This window comes from Pseudomonas sp. H3_D04, from assembly GCF_054669175.1.
Map to the genome: position 1 here is coordinate 3,597,405 of NZ_CP162801.1, position 17,306 is coordinate 3,614,710.

Annotated in this window: 17 protein-coding genes and 1 pseudogene; 11 read left to right on the forward strand and 7 right to left on the reverse strand. The window is 61.7% G+C overall.

The genetic code is table 11. The annotated features are described in order from the left end of the window. Positions 1-53: 53 nt before the first annotated feature. Positions 54-1,370: a Na+/H+ antiporter family protein gene (locus tag AB4N91_RS16680; RefSeq protein ID WP_162179694.1), complete on the reverse strand. Its 1,317-nt coding sequence runs from the start codon at positions 1,368-1,370 to the stop codon at positions 54-56. 1,591 nt (positions 1,371-2,961) lie between these two features. Here AB4N91_RS16680 and AB4N91_RS16685 point away from each other — a divergent pair. Both AB4N91_RS16685 and AB4N91_RS16690 read left to right on the forward strand, forming a co-directional pair. Next, positions 2,962-3,018: pseudogene (locus AB4N91_RS16685) on the forward strand (hypothetical protein); the annotation flags it as partial. A gap of 201 nt (positions 3,019-3,219) precedes the next feature. Then, on the forward strand, positions 3,220-3,924 hold the full coding sequence (locus tag AB4N91_RS16690) for a methyl-accepting chemotaxis protein (RefSeq protein WP_420802913.1): 705 nt from the start codon (positions 3,220-3,222) through the stop codon (positions 3,922-3,924). A 127-nt stretch (positions 3,925-4,051) separates the two neighbouring features. On the opposite strand, the gene AB4N91_RS16695 is transcribed toward AB4N91_RS16690, so the two are convergent. Genes AB4N91_RS16695 through AB4N91_RS16710 form a run of 4 tightly spaced genes read right to left on the reverse strand, consistent with a single transcriptional unit; the run spans position 4,052 to position 6,647 of the window. Beyond that, entirely contained in the window at positions 4,052-5,365 is a 1,314-nt protein-coding gene (locus AB4N91_RS16695; protein ID WP_083377230.1) for a sensor histidine kinase, read from the reverse strand. Then, positions 5,362-6,030 (reverse strand): response regulator transcription factor, encoded by a 669-nt coding sequence (locus AB4N91_RS16700; protein ID WP_010458558.1) that lies wholly within the window; start codon positions 6,028-6,030, stop codon positions 5,362-5,364. The genes AB4N91_RS16695 and AB4N91_RS16700 overlap by 4 nt, the downstream gene beginning before the upstream one ends. A 3-nt stretch (positions 6,031-6,033) precedes the next feature. Next, positions 6,034-6,339: a PepSY domain-containing protein gene (locus tag AB4N91_RS16705; RefSeq protein ID WP_010458557.1), complete on the reverse strand. Its 306-nt coding sequence runs from the start codon at positions 6,337-6,339 to the stop codon at positions 6,034-6,036. Continuing rightward, positions 6,339-6,647 carry a PepSY domain-containing protein gene (locus AB4N91_RS16710; protein ID WP_145308977.1) on the reverse strand — a complete coding sequence of 103 codons (309 nt, stop codon included), beginning with the start codon at positions 6,645-6,647 and terminating at the stop codon, positions 6,339-6,341. Before AB4N91_RS16710 ends, AB4N91_RS16705 begins: the two co-directional genes overlap by 1 nt. Positions 6,648-6,918: 271 nt before the next feature. Here AB4N91_RS16710 and AB4N91_RS16715 point away from each other — a divergent pair, with 271 nt between their 5' ends. From AB4N91_RS16715 to codA, 5 genes are all read left to right on the forward strand, one after another. After that, positions 6,919-7,998, forward strand: coding sequence for a hypothetical protein (locus AB4N91_RS16715; protein WP_010458552.1), 1,080 nt, complete (start codon positions 6,919-6,921; stop codon positions 7,996-7,998). A gap of 84 nt (positions 7,999-8,082) precedes the next feature. Beyond that, positions 8,083-8,439 (forward strand): 6-carboxytetrahydropterin synthase QueD, encoded by a 357-nt coding sequence (gene queD, locus AB4N91_RS16720; RefSeq protein ID WP_008152165.1) that lies wholly within the window; start codon positions 8,083-8,085, stop codon positions 8,437-8,439. Positions 8,440-8,655: 216 nt separating this feature from the next. Continuing rightward, entirely contained in the window at positions 8,656-9,489 is an 834-nt protein-coding gene (locus AB4N91_RS16725) for an alpha/beta fold hydrolase (RefSeq protein ID WP_460111181.1), read from the forward strand. 248 nt (positions 9,490-9,737) lie between these two features. Continuing rightward, positions 9,738-11,009, forward strand: a complete 1,272-nt coding sequence (gene codB, locus AB4N91_RS16730; protein WP_460111183.1) for a cytosine permease — start codon at positions 9,738-9,740, stop codon at positions 11,007-11,009. Positions 11,010-11,022: 13 nt separating this feature from the next. Then, positions 11,023-12,267: a cytosine deaminase gene (codA, locus tag AB4N91_RS16735; RefSeq protein ID WP_145308968.1), complete on the forward strand. Its 1,245-nt coding sequence runs from the start codon at positions 11,023-11,025 to the stop codon at positions 12,265-12,267. Between the two features lie 112 nt (positions 12,268-12,379). Here codA and AB4N91_RS16740 read toward each other — a convergent pair whose 3' ends face one another. Both AB4N91_RS16740 and AB4N91_RS16745 read right to left on the reverse strand, forming a co-directional pair. Beyond that, the gene (locus tag AB4N91_RS16740; protein WP_460111187.1) at positions 12,380-13,372 is read right to left on the reverse strand and encodes a diaminopimelate epimerase; all 993 of its coding nucleotides are present in this window, start codon (positions 13,370-13,372) and stop codon (positions 12,380-12,382) included. A 46-nt stretch (positions 13,373-13,418) separates the two neighbouring features. Beyond that, entirely contained in the window at positions 13,419-14,198 is a 780-nt protein-coding gene (locus AB4N91_RS16745; RefSeq protein ID WP_145308964.1) for an AraC family transcriptional regulator, read from the reverse strand. Positions 14,199-14,289: 91 nt separating this feature from the next. On the opposite strand from AB4N91_RS16745, the gene AB4N91_RS16750 reads away from it, so the two are divergent. From AB4N91_RS16750 to AB4N91_RS16765, 4 genes are all read left to right on the forward strand, one after another. Continuing rightward, complete coding sequence (locus tag AB4N91_RS16750) at positions 14,290-14,568, forward strand: hypothetical protein (protein WP_010458533.1); 279 nt, start codon at positions 14,290-14,292, stop codon at positions 14,566-14,568. Positions 14,569-14,680: 112 nt separating this feature from the next. Beyond that, complete coding sequence (locus tag AB4N91_RS16755; protein ID WP_460111190.1) at positions 14,681-15,190, forward strand: carbohydrate-binding module family 20 domain-containing protein; 510 nt, start codon at positions 14,681-14,683, stop codon at positions 15,188-15,190. Between the two features lie 33 nt (positions 15,191-15,223). Further along, positions 15,224-15,880, forward strand: a complete 657-nt coding sequence (locus AB4N91_RS16760; protein WP_460111193.1) for a carboxymuconolactone decarboxylase family protein — start codon at positions 15,224-15,226, stop codon at positions 15,878-15,880. Positions 15,881-16,115: 235 nt separating this feature from the next. After that, positions 16,116-17,267, forward strand: a complete 1,152-nt coding sequence (locus tag AB4N91_RS16765) for an MFS transporter (RefSeq protein ID WP_460111195.1) — start codon at positions 16,116-16,118, stop codon at positions 17,265-17,267. Positions 17,268-17,306: the final 39 nt, after the last annotated feature.

The following is a 17,306-nucleotide window of genomic DNA, read 5'->3' on the forward strand; positions in this document are numbered from 1 at the left end:
GTAGGAGCCAGCGGCATCGGATCGCCGAACCGCTGGCTCCTACGGAAGTGAAATCAGAGGACCATCGCGGCCACCCAGCCGAACGCCAGCAGCGGCAGGTTGTAATGCAGGAAGGTCGGGACCACGGTGTCCCAGATGTGGTGATGCTGGCCATCAATGTTCAGACCGGAGGTCGGGCCCAGCGTCGAGTCCGAGGCCGGCGAACCGGCGTCACCCAACGCACCGGCCGTGCCGACGATGCACACGATCGCGATCGGGCTGAAACCCAACTGCACGCACAACGGCACGAAGATCGCCGCCAGGATCGGCACGGTGGAAAACGACGAGCCGATGCCCATGGTCACCAGCAGGCCGACCAGCAACATCAACAGCGCGCCGACGCCTTTGCTGTGCCCGATCCACGACGCCGACGTTTGCACCAGCGTCTGCACCTGACCGGTGGCTTTCATCACTTCGGCGAAACCCGAGGCGGCGATCATGATGAAACCGATCATCGCCATCATTTTCATGCCTTCGGTGAACAGGTCGTCAGTGTCGCGCCACTTCACAATGCCCGACACCGAAAAGATCAGGAAACCCGCCAGCGCACCAATGATCATCGAGTCCAGCAGCAGCTGAATGATGAACGCCGCCGCGATGGCCACACCGGCGACGATCAGGCTCAGCGGGTTGTACTCCACCGCGACTTGCTCGACTTTCTCGATCTTTTCCAGGTCGTAGACGCGCTTCTTGCGATAGCTGATAAACGCCACCGCGAGGCCGACGACCATGCCCAACGCCGGAATGCCCATGGCATGGGTGACGTTGATGCCGCTGATATCGACGCCGCTGCGCGCAACGTTGGCCAGCAGGATTTCATTCAGAAAGATGTTGCCGAAGCCCACCGGCAGGAACATGTACGGCGTGATCAGGCCGAAGGTCATGACGCAGGCGATCAAGCGGCGATCCAGTTGCAACTTGGTCAGCACATATAAAAGCGGCGGCACCAGCAGCGGAATAAAGGCGATATGTATCGGCAGAATGTTCTGCGAAGCGATGGCCACCACCCACAGCAAGCCGATCAGCAGCCACTTGACCTGGCCGCCACCGCTGGCGTGTTGGCGATCCACCATCAACAGGGCCTTGTCCGCCAGGGCATGGGCCAGGCCGGACTTGGCAATCGCCACGGCGAACGCACCAAGCAAGGCGTAGGACAACGCCACCGTCGCCCCGCCGCCGAGGCCGCTATTAAAGGCTTTCAGGGTGGCATCGATGCCCAGGCCACCGGTCAGCCCCCCCACCAGGGCGCCGACAATCAGCGCGATCACTACGTGCACACGGGACAGGCTAAGGACCAGCATGACGCCGACCGCGGCAATTACAGCATTAATCATCGTTACCTCAGGGCAAGCGAAATGAGCTCAGCCGGCAGTCTGCGAAGCGCCGCCAGCAGATCAAGGAATGGGTTTTATTAGAGGGCGCGCACTGTGCCGCAGAGTCGGCCCGGTGTCAAAGCGCATGGGCCGACCTGTATGTAACGGGCCACGAAATACCTGTGGCGAGGGAGCTTGCTCCCGTTCGACTGCGCAGCAGGCGTAAAACCTGCCGATGCGTAGTGGCTGACGGAATGCCAGGGGTCGCTTCGCAACCCAACGGGAGCAAGCTCCCTCGCCACAGGTAAGCGTTCTCGCCACAAAATCAGCGGCGAGCCTTATTCGGATACAGGCATAAAGAAAGCTGAATCGTGGCCGTTACAGTGCAAAGTCTCAGATAAATATCGAATAAGGACGTCTCTCCATGTCGCTCAGACAACTTTCCATCCAATGGAAAATCACCCTGCTGGCCGGGCTTTGCCTGGCCGGCATCGTGACCCTGCTGGTGGGTCTTTCGCTGTATCGCATGGAGCACAGCTCCGAGATGGTGAAAGCCTCGAGCATGGAGATGCTCACCGAAGCCGCTCAGGCCCGGATCGAATCCCAGGGGGAAAACCAGGCGCTGGTGATTCGTCAGCAGTTCATGGACGCCTATCAATACGGCCACGGCTTTTCGCGCCAGGTGCTGTTCCTGCGCGACCAGGCGGAAAAGCGTTTTCTGGACGCCTTCGACCTGCGTGAAGACCTGACCCGCCAGGTCAAGTCGGCGCTGCAAGCCAACCCGGATTTGCTCGGCCTGTCCCTGGTGTTCGAAGCCAACGCGCTGGACGGCAAGGACGATCTGTTCGCTGGCCAGGCTGAACTGGGCAGCAACGACAAGGGCCGTTTTGCCCTGTATTGGTCGCAACCTGTGCCTGGCAAAGTGACCTCCATGGCGCTGCCGGAAAGCGACATGGCCGACACCAAGGCCGGTCCCAGCGGCGAGCCGGCCAACGCCTGGTTCACCTGCCCGCGCACAACGCTCAAGCCGTGCGTGATCGAACCGTATTTCTATGTGATCGACGGCCAGCAGGTGCTGATGACCAGCATCGTGTTCCCGCTGATGGTCAACGGCAAAGTCATCGCTTCGCTGTCGGTGGACATCAACCTCAACAGCTTGCAGGCCATGAGTCAGGGCGCGAGCAAAAAGCTCTACGACGGCCAGACCCGCGTCAGCATCATCAGCCCGGTCGGCTTACTCGCCGGTTACAGCGCGGACGCCAGCAAACTCAGCCAGCGCCTGGACACCGTGGACACGTCCGACGGCACCGAGCTGATTCGCATGCTCGCGGCCAGCAGCACCACCGAAAGCCTGCACAGCAACCAGCAACTGAAAGTGCTGTCGCCGTTCCAGCCGATTCCCGGCGGGAAGTCCTGGGGCGTGTTGCTCGACGTGCCGGAAAAAGTCCTGGTCGGCCCCGCCGAAACCCTGAAAAACCAACTCGATGACAGCAACCGCAGCGGCACCCTGATTGAGCTCGGCCTCGGTGTACTGGCCGCGCTGATTGGCTTGCTGCTGGTGTGGCTGATGGCGCGCAGCGTGACCAGACCGATCCTCGGCGTGGCGCACATGCTCGAAGACATCGCCAGCGGCGAAGGCGACCTGACCCGACGCCTGGCTTACGACAAGCAGGACGAACTGGGCCAGTTGGCTGGCTGGTTCAACCGCTTCCTCGACAAGCTGCAACCGATCATCGCCGAAGTGAAACGCTCGGTGCAGGACGCCCGCAGCACCGCGGATCAATCCTCCGCCATCGCCACGCAGACCAGCGCCGGCATGGAGCAGCAATACCGTCAGGTCGATCAGGTCGCCACCGCCTCCCACGAAATGAGCGCCACCGCCCAGGACGTCGCCCGCAGTGCCGCGCAAGCCGCCCAGGCCGCGAAGGATGCCGACCAAGCGACTCGCCGGGGCCTGACCGTCATCGACCAGACCACCACCAGCATCGGCAACCTCGCCGCCGACATGAGCGCGGCCATGGTGCAAGTGGAAGGCCTGGCGGCCAACAGCGAGAAAATCGGTTCGGTGCTGGAAGTGATTCGCGCCATTGCCGAACAAACCAATCTGCTGGCCCTCAACGCCGCGATCGAAGCGGCCCGCGCCGGTGAGGCCGGACGAGGTTTTGCGGTGGTCGCCGATGAAGTGCGCAACCTGGCGCGACGCACCCAGGAGTCGGTTGAAGAAACCCGCGTCGTGATCGAGCAATTGCAGTGCGGCACGCAGGACGTGGTTGGCTCGATGAACAACAGCCATCGCCAGGCGCAAGGCAGCGTCGAGCAAGTGGGCCAAGCGGTGACAGCGCTGCGCCAGATCGGCGAGGCGGTGACGGTAATCAGCGACATGAACCTGCAGATTGCGTCTGCGGCCGAAGAGCAGAGCGCGGTGGCCGAGGAGATCAACAGCAACGTGGCGACGATTCGCGATGTGACGGAGTCGCTGTCGGGACAGGCGAATGAATCGGCGCGGGTGAGTCAGTCACTCAATAGCCTGGCGAATCAGCAGCAGAGTCTGATGGATCAGTTTCGCGTTTAACGCCGTTATCGCGTCCACTGAAGATCAAAGTGTGGGAGTGAGCCTGCTCGCGATTGCGGTTTGTCAGCCAACAGAGATGTCGACTGACACACCGCTATCGCGAGCAGGCTCGCTCCTACAGGGATACTCAGCGTTTGGGGAGTTTGATCAGCACTTTCAGGCCGCCCCACTCGCTTTCCTCCAACCGCATCACCGCGCCCCACGTGTCGACGATGTCGCGCACAATCCCAAGCCCCAACCCATGCCCATCCGTCTGTTCATCCAGCCGTGTCCCCCGGTTCAGCACCTGATCGCGCTGCGCCTCGGGAATCCCCGGCCCATCATCTTCCACGCTTAATTCAAACCCTTGCGCCGTCTCGACCACGCTCAACCGAACCTCGGCGTCCGCCCATTTGCAGGCGTTATCCAAGAGATTGCCTAGCAGTTCGAGCAAATCCTCGCGATCCCACGGCAGCTGCAAACCGGTTGGTGCGCGGTAGCTCAGGTTCAGGTGTTCGCCGTGAATCATGTTCAACGTCGCCAACAACCCCGGCAGTTCCCCATCGCAATCAAACAGCGCTCCCGGCAACGCATCGCCGGACAAGCGGGCGCGATTGAGTTCGCGACTGAGCCGCTGCTGGACCTGTTCCAATTGAGCCTTGAGGAGTTTGCGCAGTTCGGGATAAGCGTCGAGCTTCTCGCTGGAAGCTACGCTCAGCAACACCGCCAACGGCGTTTTCAACGCATGCCCAAGGTTGCCCAGGGCATTGCGCGAACGTTTAAGGCTGTCTTCGGTGTGGGCCAGCAAATGGTTGATCTGTGCCACCAGCGGCTCCAGCTCCACCGGCACCTGGTCATCGAGTTGCGAGCGCTGGCCCTGCTGCAACTGGGCGATTTGCTCACGGGCCTTTTCCAGTGGGCGCAAGGCGCGGCGCACGGTGATCCGTTGCAGCAGCAAAATCAGCAGCAACCCCGCCAGCCCGAGGCCCAGGCCGACTTGTTGCATGCGCCGAAAACTCTCGCGCACGGGCGTGTAGTCCTGCGCCACACTGATCGAAATCGATTGCCCGAGCCGGCGATAGTCCGAACGCAGCACCAGCAATTGCTGACCTTCCGGCCCCAGTTGCAGGTTGCTGTGCAGGCCGGGATGGTCGAGTGGCGGCAGTTCCTGATCCCACAACGAGCGGGAACGCCAATGCTTGTCGGCGAAATCGATACGGAAGTAGTGCCCGGAAAACGGCCGTTGATAGGCCGGCGACAGGTGCCGCTCATCCAGTTGCAACCCCGCCGGCCCGCGCACCAGCGCCACCAGCAGGTTTTCACTGTCGTTGCGCAAACCGTCTTCGAGGTAACGCTGCAGCCCTTTTTCGAACAACCACAGGCTGGTTTGCGCCAGCACCAGGCCGACGACCACCATCACGCTGATCAGCCCCAGACTCAAGCGGCGCTGAATCGACCTCACTGGGCTTGTCCGCCGAACAGGTAGCCCTGGCCGCGACGGGTTTCGATCACACTTTTCCCAAGCTTGCGCCGCAGGTGGTTGACGTGGACTTCGAGCACGTTGGAATCGCGCTCGGTTTCACCGTCGTAGAGGTGTTCGGCGAGGTGGCTTTTGGAAAGGATCTGCTCGGGGTGCAGCATGAAATAGCGCAGCAGGCGAAACTCGGAGGCTGTCAGCTGGATATCGGCACCGTCACGCGTGACGCACTGACGACCTTCATCCAGGTGCAGCCCCGCCGATTTGAGCGTCGGCTGGTTGGCCTGACCGTGGGAGCGCCGCAATAACGCCTGGACCCGCAGGTGCAGCTCTTCGGGGTGGAACGGTTTGGTCAGGTAATCGTCGGCACCGGCCTTGAGGCCTTCGATGCGCTCGGCCCAGGAACCGCGTGCCGTGAGGATCAGCACCGGCGTGACCAGACCACCGGCCCGCCATTGCGCCAGCACCTCAAGCCCCGGCAAACCCGGCAGGCCCAGGTCGAGGATGATCAGGTCATACGGCTCGCTGCTGCCCTGATACACCGCGTCTCGGCCATCGGCCAGCCAGTCCACGGCATACCCCTGCCGGTTGAGGCCGGCCATCAATTCGTCGGCCAGCGGCACGTGGTCTTCCACCAGAAGCAAACGCATCGATCAATCTTCCTTGTCTTTCAGTAACTGGCCAGTGGTGGCGTCGAGGTCCAGTTCACGAACCACCCCTTCGGTAGTCAGCAACTCGACTTCGTAAATGTAGACGTCGTGTTTTTCTTCAAGCTCGGCTTCCAGCAGTTTGGAGCCGGGGTAGCGGTCCAACGCCTGTTTTAACAATTGCTCAAGCGGCAGGATCACGCCTTGCTGGCGCAAGCGCAGGGCTTCGTCCTGATCGAGGTCGCGGGCCATGACGACCGAGCAGAACGCCAGCAGCACCAGCGCCATGCGTGAAAATGAACACACCTTCATTACGTATCCTGATGATCCTTGAGAACCTGGCCGCTGACCGCGTCTAATTCCAGATCCCAATCAATGCCCTGTGGGTCGCGCAGCTCAACCTGGTAGATGTACTTGCCGTACTCTTCTTCCAGCTCGGTTTCGGTGATTTTGGCACCGGGATGTTTGGCCAGAGCGGTGGCGTTGAGCTTCTCGAAAGACACAATGGTACCAGCGTCGCGTAATCGCAGGGCTTCATCGGGGCCTAAATCACGGGCGTGGGCGAGGCTGGCGGTCAGGGTAAGGATGGACGCGGTGAACAGGGCAGTCAGGGTTTTCATGGGTGTCTCCGTATTTTTTATGTGTTGCCTACGAGGAGCACCTTAGCGGGCTGAACTTAACTGAAACTGAATTGCCATCATTGGAGCAACCCATAAACCCTGGGCGAACACCGACCCTGTGGGCGCGAGCCTGCTCGCGATAGCGTCATGTCAGTCGACATCTTTATTGCCTGACAGACCGCAATCGCGAGCAGGCTCACGCCCACAGTGTGGATTGGTGGCGTTGCCTGAGCTGTTTATAATCCCCCGCTTGCCCGACATCGAGACCGGTATGACCGCCATCCACATCAAGTTCCCTTCCCTGACCCTCAAGGCCGGCCCGCGGGCCTTGGCACGCATCCGTGAAAACGGTTTGAGCGCCGCCGATGTCGGCACGTTGCCGGGGGCCGCCGGGGGGCCGAAAGCGTTGGGGATTCAAGGTCTGGACCTGGCGTTGTTTGGCGAATGGCTGCCGGCCGCACCGCGCGAGCGTGCGTTGATCGGAGCGTCGGTGGGCTCCTGGCGCTTCGCCAGCGCCTGTCTGCCGGACGCCGCCGAAGGCATCCGGCGCCTCGGTCACCTCTACACCGAGCAGAACTTCGACAAGGGCGTGACCATGGCGCAGATCAGCCAGAGCTCCCGGCGCATGCTCGATGAACTGCTCGACGGTCGCGATGCGTCGATTCTGGACAACGCCCACTACCGCCTGAACATCATGGTGGTCAAAAGCCACGGCTTGCTCGCGGACGATCATCGCGGCCGTCTCGGGCTGGGCCTGTCGTCGGTGATCGCCGACAACCTGCGGGGGCGCGCACGGCTGTCGCGGCATTTCGAACGGCTGATCATCCACGACCCGCGCCTGGCGCCGCCGGTCCATGCACTCAACGATTTCCCGTCACGCTTCGTCGCGCTGAATGCCGGTAACCTGCGTCAGGCGCTGCTTGCGTCGGGCTCGATCCCGATGGTGATGGAAGGCGTGCGTGACCTGCCGGGCGCAGGCGCGGGGACGTTTCGCGATGGCGGCCTGCTCGACTATCACCTCGACCTGCCCTACAGCGGCAACGACATCGTGCTCTATCCGCATTTCACCGACCGGGTCATTCCCGGCTGGTTCGACAAGACCCTGCCGTGGCGCCGAGCCTGCCCGGCGCGGTTGCAGGATGTCCTGCTGCTGGCGCCATCGAAGGACTACCTGGCGCGCCTGCCCTACGGCAAACTGCCGGACCGCAACGACTTCAAGCGCTTCATGGGCGATGCCCCGAGCCGGCAGAAATACTGGCGTGCGACGATGGACGAAAGCCGTCGCCTGGGTGACGAGTTTCTCGAACTGGCCGCCAATGGTCGCCTCGGCGAGCGCTTGCTGACCCTTTAGTCAGTGTTTTGCCTGGCGCTCTGGTAAACTCGCCGCCTGCCCACATCGCCGCGGCGATCGCCACCTGACAGAGCTGAAATCACTGTGGAAATCTTCAAAGAGTTTACGTTCGAATCCGCCCACCGCCTGCCTCACGTACCGGAAGGCCACAAATGCGGCCGTTTGCACGGTCACTCGTTCAAAGTGGCGATCCACTTGAGCGGCGACCTCGATCCGCACACCGGCTGGATCCGCGACTTCTCGGAAATCAAGGCGATTTTCAAGCCGTTGTACGAGCGCCTCGACCACAACTACCTGAACGATATTCCCGGCCTGGAAAACCCGACCAGCGAAGTGCTGGCCAAGTTCATCTGGAAGGAACTCAAGCCCCTGCTGCCGGAACTCAGCGCGATCCGTATCCACGAGACGTGCACCAGCGGCTGCATCTATCACGGCGAGTAACCCGCTCTAAAAGACAACACAATTCCCCTGTGGGAGCGAGCCTGCTCGCGATAGCGCCCTGTCAGTCACATTGATGCCATGTGTGCCGACGCTATCGCGAGCAGGCTCGCTCCCACAAGGAGCAATGCGTTTCGTCAGTGATACAAAAAACAGCCTTCATTGGCTGTTTTTTTATGCCTATGCTTTTTGGCTCGAACATGCCAAGAGGACATCCCCATGAGGACTGACTGGCCGCTGGCTCAGACCTATCGCTTCAACGGGCATTCCGTTCGCTACGCCGTACGCGGCGACGGCCCGCCACTGGTGTTTGTGCACGGCACGCCCTTTTCGTCTTACGTGTGGCACCGCATCGCTCCACATTTCATCACCACCCACCGGGTGCATTACTTCGACCTGCTGGGTTATGGGCAATCCGAGAAAATCACCGGCGACGTATCGCTGGGGGTACAGAACGACCTGTTGGCGAGCTTGCTCGATCACTGGGGCCTGGCGCGGCCGGACGTGGTCGCCCACGACTTCGGCGGTGCCACCGCGCTGCGCGCGCACCTGCTCAACGGCAAGGATTACCGCAGTTTGACATTGATTGATCCGGTGGCGTTGACGCCCTGGGGTTCGCCGTTCGTGCAGCATGTACGCCAGCATGAAGCGGCGTTCAGCGGACTGCCCGATTACATTCAACAGGCGATTGTGCCGACATATATTCGCGGGGCGATCAAGCGCGACATCCCCGATGAAGAGCTCGACCCGTATGTACAACCGTGGCTGGGCGATCCCGGGCAAGCGGCGTTCTATCGGCAGATTGCGCAGATGGACGAGCGTTACACCCGCGAGGCGGAGGTGTTGTACCCAACGGTGCGTTGCCCGGTGCAGATTCTGTGGGGCGAGGAGGATCAGTGGATTCCCATCGAGCGTGGACGGGCACTGCATCAGATGATCGCCGGGTCGCAATTTCATCCGGTTCCCAATGCCGGGCACCTGGTTCAGGAGGATGCGCCCGAGGCCATCGTCGCGGCTTTACTGCGGTTCCTGCCCTTAATCCAGCCCTCCTGAAGAAACCGAATCCCTGTGGGAGCGAGCCTGCTCGCGAATGCGGTGTATCAGTCGACATCTACATTGCCTGACACACCGCATTCGCGAGCAGGCTCGCTCCCACATGGGCTCCATATTCCTTCAGGTGCACCGCATTTGTGCCCCTCCCGCGCCAAACTCTCCGGCTCGACTATAAGTAACTGCATATCCAGCCATTGCCACGACCACTGCAACGCCTCCCGCGTCACCCATTCAGCAAGGAACGCCACATGACGCAAAAAGATCCGGGCAACGATTACCCTCTCAGCGAAGTACCGATGCATGCCCGCAAAGGCCTCGCCTCCACCGCCATGGTGCTGCTGGGATTCACCTTCTTCACCGCCACCATGTTCGCCGGCGGCAAGCTCGGCGTGGCGTTCAGTTTTGGCGAGATGATGGCGGTGATTATCGTCGGCAATCTGCTGCTGGGCATCTACGCCGCAAGCCTGGGTTACATCGCCTTCAAGAGCGGCCTCAATTCGGTGCTGATGGGGCGTTTTTGCTTCGGCGAGGTCGGCAGCAAGCTCAGCGACTTGATCCTCGGTTTTACCCAGATCGGCTGGTACGCCTGGGGCACGGCCACAGCCGCCGTGGTGCTGGGCAAGTATTTCGAACTGAGCGAGGGCACCGTTCTGGGCCTGATGGTGCTGTTCGGCCTGGCATTTTGCGCCACGGCGTATGTCGGTTATCGCGGGCTGGAAATCCTTTCGTACATCGCGGTGCCCGCCATGATGTTGCTGCTGATGCTGTCGATGTGGGTCGCCACAGTGAAGGTCGGCGGGCTCGATGGGCTGCTCGCGGTGGTTCCGACGGGAACGCTTGACTGGTCGACCGCGATCACTTTGGTCTTGGGCACCTTTGTCAGCGGCGCCACCCAAGCGACCAACTGGACGCGCTTCTCCCGTTCCGCCCGGGTCGCGGTGCTGGCGAGCCTGATCGGCTTCTTTATCGGCAACGGCCTGATGGTGTTGATCGGGGCCTACGGGGCCATCGTCTACCAGCAACCGGACGTGGTCGAAGTGCTGCTGTTGCAAGGTTTCGCCATGGCCGCGATGGCCATGTTGCTGCTCAACATCTGGAGCACCCAGGACAACACCATCTACAACTTCGCCGTCGCCGGCTGCAACCTGTTGCGCACCGGACGTCGCAAAACCGTGACCCTGGCCGGCGCGGTGATCGGCACCTTGCTCGCGCTGCTGGGCATGTACGACATGCTGGTGCCGTATCTGATTCTGCTGGGCACGGTGATTCCGCCGATAGGCGGCGTGATCATGGCGGATTTCTTCTACCGCTATCGTGGTCAATATCCTCGTCTGGCCGATGCTCGATTGCCGGCGTTCAACTGGCCCGGTTTGACCGCCTATGCCGTCGGCACCGTCGCCGCATTCAGCTCGCCCTGGATCGCGCCACTGGTAGGGATTGCCGCTGCCGCGCTAACGTATGTGCTATTGACCAGCGTACTGGGTGCCCGTGCCGCTGAAGCTCCCTTACAAGATCTATAAAAGGATTCGCCTGATGCACATCATCAACGCCCGCCTGCGCAACCAAGAAGGCCTGCATGAGTTGCACCTGGAAAACGGCCTGATCCGCACCATCGCCCGTCAGACCGAAGCCCCCACCCTGGGGCCCGACGACCTCGACGCCGGCGGCAACCTGGTGGTGCCGCCCTTTGTCGAGCCGCACATTCACCTCGACGCCACCCTCACCGCTGGCGAGCCACGCTGGAACATGAGTGGCACGCTGTTCGAGGGCATCGAGTGCTGGGGCGAACGCAAGGTGACCATCACCGAGGAAGACACCAAGGCCCGCGCCAAGAAAACCATCCAGACCCTCGCTGCCCACGGCATCCAGCATGTGCGCACCCACGTCGACGTCACCGACCCGCAACTGACTGCGCTCAAGGCAATGCTTGAAGTGCGCGAGGAAAGCCGGCACCTGATCGACCTGCAAATCGTCGCGTTCCCGCAGGAAGGCATCGAGTCCTACCGCAACGGCCGGGAGCTGATGGAAGAAGCGATCCGTATGGGCGCCGATGTGGTGGGGGGCATTCCGCATTTCGAATACACCCGCGATCAGGGCGTCAGCTCAGTGAAGTTTCTGATGGACCTCGCCGAGCGCACCGGCTGCCTGGTGGACGTGCATTGCGACGAAACCGACGACCCGCATTCACGGTTTCTGGAAGTGCTGGCCGAAGAAGCCCGCAGCCGTGGCATGGGTTCGCGGGTGACCGCCAGCCACACCACGGCCATGGGCTCTTACGACAACGCGTACTGCGCCAAACTCTTCCGTCTGCTCGGGCATTCAGGGATCAGTTTCGTCTCCTGCCCCACCGAAAGCATTCACCTGCAAGGGCGCTTCGACACCTTCCCGAAACGCCGCGGCGTGACCCGGGTCAATGAGTTGCTGGAAGCGGGGATGAACGTGTGCTTTGGCCAGGATTCGATCGTTGACCCGTGGTATCCGCTGGGCAACGGCAACATTCTGCGGGTGCTGGAAGCGGGGCTGCATATCTGCCACATGCTGGGGTATCGCAACCTGCAAAGTGCGCTGGACCTGGTCACCGACAACAGCGCCAAGGCCATGAACCTTGGGGACCGTTATGGGCTGGAGGCCGGACGGCCGGCGAATTTGCTGATTCTGTCGGCGGACAGTGACTACGAGGTGATTCGCAGCCAGGGGTTGCCGTTGTATTCGGTGCGCGATGGCAAGGTGTTGATGAAGCGGACGATGCCGGTGGTGGAATGGGCGGATCAGCTCTGAAATTTCGCTGATTGGGCGGGCCTCTTCGCGAGCAGGCTCGCTCCCACAGGGGGGGCGAGCCGATCATAAACCCCCTGTGGGAGTGAGCCTGCTCGCGATGGCTATCTAATAATCAACCCATCAACCGCGCCGTGCCAAACAGCCTGACCCGACTCAATTTCCCCTCCGACTCTTCCAACAAAACCGGCGCCGTGCCGCCCGGCATGACGACTTTCACTTCACCCGCCGTCACCCAACCCACCCGCCACGCCGCACACGCCACCGCACTGGCGCTGGTGCCTGACGACGCCGTCGGCCCTTCCCCGCGCTCAAACACCCGCGCCACCACTCTCCCCTCTGACTCAAGCATCGCCCATTGCAAATTCACCCCCGCCGGAAACGGCTGCCCAGCCCCGGTCGGCGCGGCATAGGCGATACGCATCAAGCCTTGGGCCAAGGGCGATTCTCGCATCTGCTCATTGCTGGGCAACGCGTCGGCATTCGTCAGCAGCGTCACGCAATGGGGATTGCCGATGCGCACAAACTGGCTGCGGTTCCAGGCAGGATCAAGCGCCGACAACGGCTGCACATGGCTGACTTCGCGCTCGTTCAGCGTCACGCGTTCAGCCTCGCGCGCACCCACCGCTTGCGGCCCGAACGAAGGCTTGCCCAAATCCAGCCAGAACCCTTGCACACCGTCGACCTCAGCGGCGTCCACAGTGGTTTCCACCGGTGAAACCGCATCGCGCTTGTCGTGATGAACCCGCAGCAGGCACGCCTGCTCCTCGGGCATCAATCCTTGCTCGCTGAGCGCCTGGGAAAAAATCGTCAGCCCATTACCACTGCGCTCGGCCAGGGTGCCGTCGGTATTGACGATCAACAGATCAAAGGGCGGCGAGGATTGAAACGGCCCCACCAGCAGCCCGTCGCAGCGATGGTCTTTGCTGCCCGATGGCTGTGAACCGGGCGCCCAACTGCAGAATGCCTCGATAGCGGCCGATGCCCAGTGCTCGCGGATCTGCGCGGCGTCGCGAGCGTGGTCCGGCAAATCGATACCGCGACCGCGCACCTCGTCGGGCGTCAGCACCGCGTAGATATTGCCTCGAGCATCGTAGAACGGCGTCATGGATCAGTCCTGAAAGTCAGCTTGAAAAGAGCCCGTACTGTAGGCGTCAACGGCCTGCGATGAAATACCGCCCCGGCGTCACGCCAAACGTTCGCCGGAACATCGCAATGAACGCGCTGACATTGTCGTAGCCCAGTTCCAGGGCGATGGTAGTCACCGGTACGTCGGCGGCGAGTAACTCCAGCGCTCGCAGCAAGCGTGCGCGCTGGCGCCATTGGCTGAAGCTGAAGCCTGTTTCATCGACGAAGCGCCGGGCCAGGGTCCGGGCGGACAAACCGGCCCATTGCGCCCACTCGGTGAGCGAACGGTTGTCGGCGAGGTCGTCGGCCAGCGCCTGACTGATCCGCCGCAGACGCGGGTCGAGCGGCAGCTTCAGACCGAAGGGCTCGGCGGGCAGCGCGGCGACCTCATCCACAATCAATTGAGCGATCCGCTCCTGTCGCTGATCCAGCGGTCCCTCGCTCCAGGTCGCCGCCCGGTCGACGGCCTCACAAAGCAAACCCGAAGTCGCAATGATGCAGGGTTGTCCGGGCAATACGACACAGGCCGGCGCGACCACGTAGACACTCCAGCCATGGAAGGGGCCGTGGGAGCGCAAGCCATGCACACAGTCGGGTGGAATCCACACCGCATGGGTCGCCGGCACCACCCAGTGATGATCTGCCGCCTCCACCGTCAACAGCCCGCGCCGCGCGCCCAACAGTTGCCCGCGCGCATGCCGGTGGGGAGCGCTGGTGCGCTCAATGGGACTGTCCAGGACCGAGGCAATCACCAGCGGCCCTGCGTTGGATTGCGCCTGTTCAATAGATATCAGCGGTTCAGCCATTGGCAGTTTCACGTTATCGAATGACCCGGATAGCGCAGTTTAGCCATGAGCAACGGATTAGTCTGGGCACTCATTCACCGGAGTCTCAACCATGCGCGCCGAAGACCTGCTTCCCGACGATCTGAACCAAAGCCAATTCAATGGAACTGTCGTGCGCAAAGGCACGGTCGGGGCCTTTCTGATCAATGCCCGGATGCTGATCGATCCCCAGACACCGGAGGATCAACGCACGGCCGCCACGCAAGACATTCTCCAGGCGTTGCCGGCGCTACGTGCCCTGGGCCTGTTCGAACTGATGCAGGTGCGCGACCCACTGGTTCGGGCGTTGTGTGAGCAAGAGCCGGGCGTTCCTCCAGTCACTCAGTTATAAATCCCTCGACACTTATTGCGAACAAGTCTGCCAGATCTGTCAGTTATGACAGCAGACAAGCCTTCGCCCCCGGGCCAGAGTGAAGCTCCTGATGCACGTTCGGAGGAAGGTCATGAAACGGGCTTCCCTAGTGTCCCTGCTCATTGCCCTGGTACTCGGCGGAGTAACTGCAGGCGTTAAATTGGTCTACGACGTCGTACCCAACCCCATGGCCGAAAACAATCGCAATGAACCGCTGTTCCTCAGAGGCCGGAGCGAATGCCGCCATGATTGTGGCGCCTGCGCTAAGGGCGACACCTTCCGCGATGGCAACGCCGATCTAAAGACCGACAACCCGCGCGTGTTCGAAACCTTCAACGCCGAATTCATCACGCTGCGCGACGATTATGCCGTGGGCTCATCGCTGGAACTGGGGGCCTGGGATCCTCGTCATGCCGTGGCATTGGCCCACAGGCCTGCACAGAACCAATGGAACGGTTCGATTGATGTGCCGGCGGATCAAGACATCCTGTGGAAATGCATCGAGCGCAATAACGACGCGTCGCACGCCGCGCGTTGGCAGCCAGAACCAAACGTCAGCTTCACCAGCGGCACCGAGAGCGAGACAAGAGGCACCTTCTAGATTGGCGTTGCAGGTCTGAAAAGAGGGCACGACATGAGCAGCCGATACCCGATCTCTCCCATGGAAACGCTATACAGCGAGGGCCGGAAATCCTTCATCGATCTGGTTCCTGACGGCGCAACTCGCCTGGGCGCACTGTTCAGAACGGTTCCGGCCCTGGGCGAACTGGCGGTGGGTGTTGTTTACGGTTATTTGCATGACTGTTCTGACTTGGATCCTCGTCTGCGTGAAGCGGTGTCGTTTGCTGCGATTGTCGCGGCGGGCATGGTCGGGCCACCGTTGAGTGTGCATTTCAAGACGGGGCTGGCCTCGGGGCTCGCACCGGCAGAACTGACGGGAATATTGCTGCAGGCTTCAGCCTTCGCCGGTTTTCCGAGAGCGGTGGCTGCGGCCGATCAGCTCAATCGACTGTTTGACGAAGCCGCAATTGTTTCGCCGCCTCCCCCCACACCGCGCGAGGTAGCGCTGGCGTTTTGTGAGCAAGTGCGCAATGGCAAATCAGCCGTCCCCCTGAGTGCTGCGATCAAACGCCTGTTACGCCGCTCGCTGCGCCTTTCGATCCAGGCGACAACAGCCAGCACTGTCATTGTTGAATGTTTCGACGACGAGCCCTCCCTCCCTGCCGCGCTCTTGCACATTCGAGTGCAAGGAACGCAGATCGTCTCGGTGACACGTTTTATTGCTCGTTGATCGACAACCGTTCGTGACCACAGCCAGTGCGTCGGAAAATATCGCTGCAAACCTTCAGAATCCATACGTTGTCGCCTGCACAGGCGATTAACTCGCGGCCTGCGCTCGCGACAGAGGGTCAGGCTATGCAAGGATGTCGCCCTGCCTGACCGCAAACCGCTGTGGACGCTGACCGAACCCTATGGGTCAGTCACTGTCCCTTTGGGAATGCGACGTTTTTTTGCCAAGGATCGATATGACCAGCCTCAATACCCAAGCCTCATTTGTTCCCGGACGCCTGGAGCAGATGTCCACCCGCATCGCCTTTTTCATTGCCGGTCTTGGCATCGCCGCCTGGGCGCCGCTGGTGCCTTATGCCAAGGCACGGGCCGGGCTCGACGAAGGGACGCTCGGGTTGTTGCTGTTGTGCCTGGGGGTGGGCTCGATTCTGGCGATGCCGATAGCTGGCCTGCTCGCCACGCGTTTCGGCTGCCGTCGTGTGGCAACCGGGGGGACGTTGTTGATTTGCGCGGCGTTGCCGTTGCTGGCCACCGTGTCGTCAATACCGGCATTGATCGCCACGCTGTTCATGTTCGGCGCGGGCCTGGGCACGGTGGACTCGACGGTGAACCTGCAAGCGGTGATCGTCGAGCGGGCCAGCGGCAAGAACATGATGTCGGGGTTTCACGGGATGTTCAGCCTCGGCGGGATTGTCGGCGCGGCGGGTGTCAGCGCCCTGCTCGGCTTGGGTCTGTCGCCGTTGGGGGCGATGGCGGTGGTGATCGTGGTTCTGGTGCTGGCCTTGCTCAAAGCCGCGCCGCACCTGTTGCCTTACGGCAGCGAAAGCTCGGGACCGGCCTTTGCCGTGCCCCATGGCATCGTGCTGTTTATTGGCGGCATGTGTTTCATCGTGTTCCTAGCCGAAGGCGCGGCGCTCGACTGGAGCGCGGTGTTCCTGGCGCAGGAACGCGGGATTGACACGGCGTATGCGGGGCTCGGTTACGCCGCGTTTGCGCTGACCATGACCGCCGGACGGCTGACCGGCGACAGGATTGTCCGACGCCTGGGCGCGACGCGGGTGATGGTGTTCGGCGGCCTGATGGCGGCGGCGGGTTTGACATTGGCGACGTTTGCGCCGGCCTGGGAGGCGGCACTGGTCGGGTATGCGTTATTGGGTGCGGGCTGCTCGAACATCGTGCCGGTGCTGTACACCGCGGTCGGGAAACAGACGGTCATGCCTGAGCACATTGCAGTGCCGGCCATTACCACATTGGGCTACGCAGGAATTCTCGCGGGCCCGGCAGTGATCGGCTTTATCGCCCATGGCAGCAGCTTGAGTTTTGCCTTCGGGTTGATGGCGGTGTTGCTGGTGGCGGTAGCCATTGGCGGGAAAGTGTTGAAGGTTTGAAAGCTTCGCGGGCAAGCTTCGCTCCTACAGGTTCGGTGA

Bases quoted from the DNA above. Each gene is read 5' to 3' on its own strand.
- AB4N91_RS16690 (WP_420802913.1), top strand. From the start codon at position 3,220: ATGAGCGCCACCGCCCAGGACGTCGCCCGCAGTGCCGCGCAAGCCGCC.
- AB4N91_RS16700 (WP_010458558.1), bottom strand. From the start codon at position 6,030: ATGCGTTTGCTTCTGGTGGAAGACCACGTGCCGCTGGCCGACGAATTG.
- AB4N91_RS16705 (WP_010458557.1), bottom strand. From the start codon at position 6,339: ATGAAGGTGTGTTCATTTTCACGCATGGCGCTGGTGCTGCTGGCGTTC.
- AB4N91_RS16710 (WP_145308977.1), bottom strand. From the start codon at position 6,647: ATGAAAACCCTGACTGCCCTGTTCACCGCGTCCATCCTTACCCTGACC.
- AB4N91_RS16715 (WP_010458552.1), top strand. From the start codon at position 6,919: ATGACCGCCATCCACATCAAGTTCCCTTCCCTGACCCTCAAGGCCGGC.
- AB4N91_RS16725 (WP_460111181.1), top strand. From the start codon at position 8,656: ATGAGGACTGACTGGCCGCTGGCTCAGACCTATCGCTTCAACGGGCAT.
- codB (WP_460111183.1), top strand. From the start codon at position 9,738: ATGACGCAAAAAGATCCGGGCAACGATTACCCTCTCAGCGAAGTACCG.
- codA (WP_145308968.1), top strand. From the start codon at position 11,023: ATGCACATCATCAACGCCCGCCTGCGCAACCAAGAAGGCCTGCATGAG.
- AB4N91_RS16740 (WP_460111187.1), bottom strand. From the start codon at position 13,372: ATGACGCCGTTCTACGATGCTCGAGGCAATATCTACGCGGTGCTGACG.
- AB4N91_RS16745 (WP_145308964.1), bottom strand. From the start codon at position 14,198: ATGGCTGAACCGCTGATATCTATTGAACAGGCGCAATCCAACGCAGGG.
- AB4N91_RS16750 (WP_010458533.1), top strand. From the start codon at position 14,290: ATGCGCGCCGAAGACCTGCTTCCCGACGATCTGAACCAAAGCCAATTC.
- AB4N91_RS16755 (WP_460111190.1), top strand. From the start codon at position 14,681: ATGAAACGGGCTTCCCTAGTGTCCCTGCTCATTGCCCTGGTACTCGGC.
- AB4N91_RS16760 (WP_460111193.1), top strand. From the start codon at position 15,224: ATGAGCAGCCGATACCCGATCTCTCCCATGGAAACGCTATACAGCGAG.
- AB4N91_RS16765 (WP_460111195.1), top strand. From the start codon at position 16,116: ATGACCAGCCTCAATACCCAAGCCTCATTTGTTCCCGGACGCCTGGAG.